This is a genomic window from Streptomyces sp. NPDC042638 (assembly GCF_040647235.1).
In the GTDB taxonomy this organism is placed as follows: domain Bacteria; phylum Actinomycetota; class Actinomycetes; order Streptomycetales; family Streptomycetaceae; genus Streptomyces; species Streptomyces rameus.
On sequence record NZ_JBEZBT010000140.1, the window covers coordinates 1 to 3,036 of the forward strand.

2 protein-coding genes are annotated in these 3,036 nt (G+C 73.9%); both read left to right on the forward strand.

Annotation, left to right across the window (positions count from 1 at the left end; genetic code table 11):
- Nucleotides 1–231: 231 nt before the first annotated feature.
- Nucleotides 232–1,854, forward strand: a complete 1,623-nt coding sequence (locus tag AB0B40_RS38080) for a protein kinase (protein ID WP_362268216.1) — start codon at nt 232–234, stop codon at nt 1,852–1,854.
- A gap of 52 nt (nt 1,855–1,906) precedes the next feature.
- Complete coding sequence (locus tag AB0B40_RS38085; RefSeq protein ID WP_362268217.1) at nt 1,907–2,878, forward strand: LLM class F420-dependent oxidoreductase; 972 nt, start codon at nt 1,907–1,909, stop codon at nt 2,876–2,878.
- Nucleotides 2,879–3,036: the final 158 nt, after the last annotated feature.

Here is a 3,036-nt window from a genome sequence, read left to right on the forward strand (position 1 = left end):
AAGGGCGACATCATCGAGTGCTCGGTGACGTGTGGTGGGTCCAGGGAGACATGGAGGCCGCCGTCGTTTCCGGACACCGCCCGTCGGCATCCTCCGGGCACGCGGTCCGGTCCGGCACGGACTGCCGGTGCCGGATCCGGCGGCGAACCGGCCAGAACGGGAAATGCCTGAACGCCGCCCCACCGTCCTCCCGTACCACTGGGAAAGTCCGGACAGGGGTTTCAGCGAGGGATGACCATGGTCAAGGCGCACGTCTCCGCACACGGGTTGGTCGCCGGTCGGTACCGGCTCCTGGAGGTCTTCTCCCGCGAGACGAACCGCCTGTGGTGGTACGCCGAGGACATGGCGGCGCAGCGGCCCCGGCTGCTGGCGCAGACCGCCCTGCCGGAGCCCGCCGACGAGGAGACCGCACGCCGCGTCACGGCCGGAGTCGTCCGCACCTGCGAGACCATGCGGCTGCTGCGCCCGGGCCGGGTCGCCGCGGTCGTCGACGCGGTGGTGGAGGCGGGCACGCTGTGGACGGTGACCGAGTGGATCGACGGCCGGCCCCTCGGCGAACTGCTCGCCCAGGAGGGTTCGTTCCCCCCGGCGCGGGCGGCCCGGGTCGGCCTGGAGCTGCTGGACGTGCTGCAGGCCGCGCACGACGGGGGCGTCACACACGGCGAGCTGAGCCCCGGTCAGGTCTTCGTGCGCGAGGACGGCCCGGTCGTCGTCAGCGGGTTCGGGCTGGCGGGCACGACACTCGTGCCACGGCTGGCGGCACCGTCGTACGCCTCGCCGGAGCAGGCCCGCGACGAGCGCGTCGGCCCGGCCGCCGACCTGTGGGCGCTCGGCGCGCTGCTCTACACGATGGTCGAGGGCCGGCCGCCGTACCGGGACCGCGGCCGGCCCGAGACCACCCTGAAGGCGGTGGACCGGCTGCCGCTGCGCACTCCGCTGCGTGCGGGCCCGCTCGGCCGATCCGTTCAGGGGCTGCTGCGCAAGGACCCGCGGGAGCGGCTGACCCGGCCGGAGGTCCGCGAAGCCCTGACCCGGGCGCTGAGCGAGGACCCCGACGCCGACCGGCGGCCGGCCCCCGGGCCCCGGCCGCGCGGCGCGTTCCCGGGTGTGCGCCATGCCTGGTCGAGGCGGAACAGGCAGGTCCTGGCCGTGGGCACCGCGCTGGCCGTGGTCGGCGTGGCCGCCGCGGTGCTGGCCGCGACCGGCGCGTTGTCCGGCACGGACACGGCGTCCGCCCCGCCCCGCTCCGCCGCTCCGGCCACCCCCACCGCCCGGCACACCGGCGGTGGCACCGCGCCGACACCGACACCGACCGCGACCGCGACAGCGACAGCGACAGCGACAGCGACAGCGACAGCGACAGCGACAGCGACAGCCTCCCCCGCCCTGCCGGCCGGATACCACCGGTACGACGCCCCTGAGGGCTTCTCGGTGGCGCTGCCCGCCGGGTGGGAGCGGCTGGCCACCGCCCGGGCGCCCGACGCCGCCTACCGCGTCACCTTCGGCCCGGGCGGCGACGCCCCCACACTCGCCGTCACTTACAGTGAGCGCGTCGGTCCCGATCCCGTCGCCGTCTGGCGCGACGACGTCGAGCCGGGGCTCGCGAGGCTGCCCGGCTATCGCCGGATCGGCGCGGTCCGGGCCACCACCTACCAGGGCCGGAAGGCCGCCGACCTGGAGTGGCTGGCGGGCTCCGGTGGCGCCCGGGTGCACACCTTCGGACGCGGCTTCCTGCTCGGCGGCGGGCGGGGCTTCTCCCTGCGCTTCACCACCCCCGACGCGACCTGGGGCGACACCGCCAACCGGCTGGCGCTGAAGACGTTCCTGCGGACGTTCCGGGTTCCGGAGCACTGATCCGGCAGCCCGTCGGCGGTTTTTCCGCCGCCGAGCCGGGGACTCGCTCGCTATGGTGCAAATCGGATACACGATGATGACCGAGCAGGCCGGCCCCCGGGACCTGGTGGAGCACGTGGTGGGAGCCGAGGAGTCGGGTTTCGACTTCTCGGTGATCTCGGACCACTACTTCCCGTGGCTGCGCGCCCAGGGACACTCCTCGTACGCGTGGAGCGTGCTGGGCGCCGCCGCCCAGGCCACCTCGCGGATCCCGCTCATGACCTACGTCACCTGTCCCATCCTGCGCTACCACCCGGCGATCGTGGCGCAGAAGGCGGCGACGGTGCAGTTGCTGTCGGAGGGCAGGTTCCGGCTCGGGCTCGGGGCCGGCGAGAACCTGAACGAGCATGTCGTGGGCGGCGGCTGGCCCCCGGCGGACGTCCGCCACGAGATGCTCGAAGAGGCCGTGGAGATCATCCGGGCGCTGTTCGAGGGCGGCCACGTCACCCACCACGGACAGCACTACGACGTCGAGTCGGCCCGGCTCTGGGACCTGCCGGAGACGGTGCCGCCGATCGGCATCGCCGTCTCCGGCGAACAGTCCTGCAAGCTCGCCGGGCACCTCGCCGACCTGGTGATCGCGACGGAGCCGAAGGCTGGGCTGCTGGAGGCCTTCGACCGGCACGGCGGCAGCGGCAAGCCCCGGGTCGGCCAGCTGCCGGTGTGCTACGACCCCGACCGGGCCACGGCCGTCAAGCGCGCCCACTCCCAGTTCCGCTGGTTCGGCCTCGGCTGGAAGGTGAACGCCGAGCTGCCGCACCCCGACTCCTTCGAGGCCGCGACCCAGTTCGTGACCGAGGACGACGTCGCCGCCTCCATCCCGTGCGGTGACGACCCCGACGCCTTCGTGGAGGCCGTACGCCCGTACGCGGAGGCCGGGTTCGGGGAGGTCGCCCTCGTGCAGATCGGCGGCGACTCACAGCGGGACTTCCTGCACTGGTCGGCGAAGACCCTGCTGCCGGCGCTGCGCGAGGCGTTCGCCTGACGCTCCCGACGGGCGGAGGCACGGTCCCCCGGCCGGACACGGCCGGCGGAGTCGGCGGGAATCTTCAGTCGCTCGGATGAGCATTCCCGGCGCTGCCGGGGTACTAGGGTTTGTGTGATGTCGTGATCAGTCGGCTGCTTGCAGGAGATCTCCGAGCC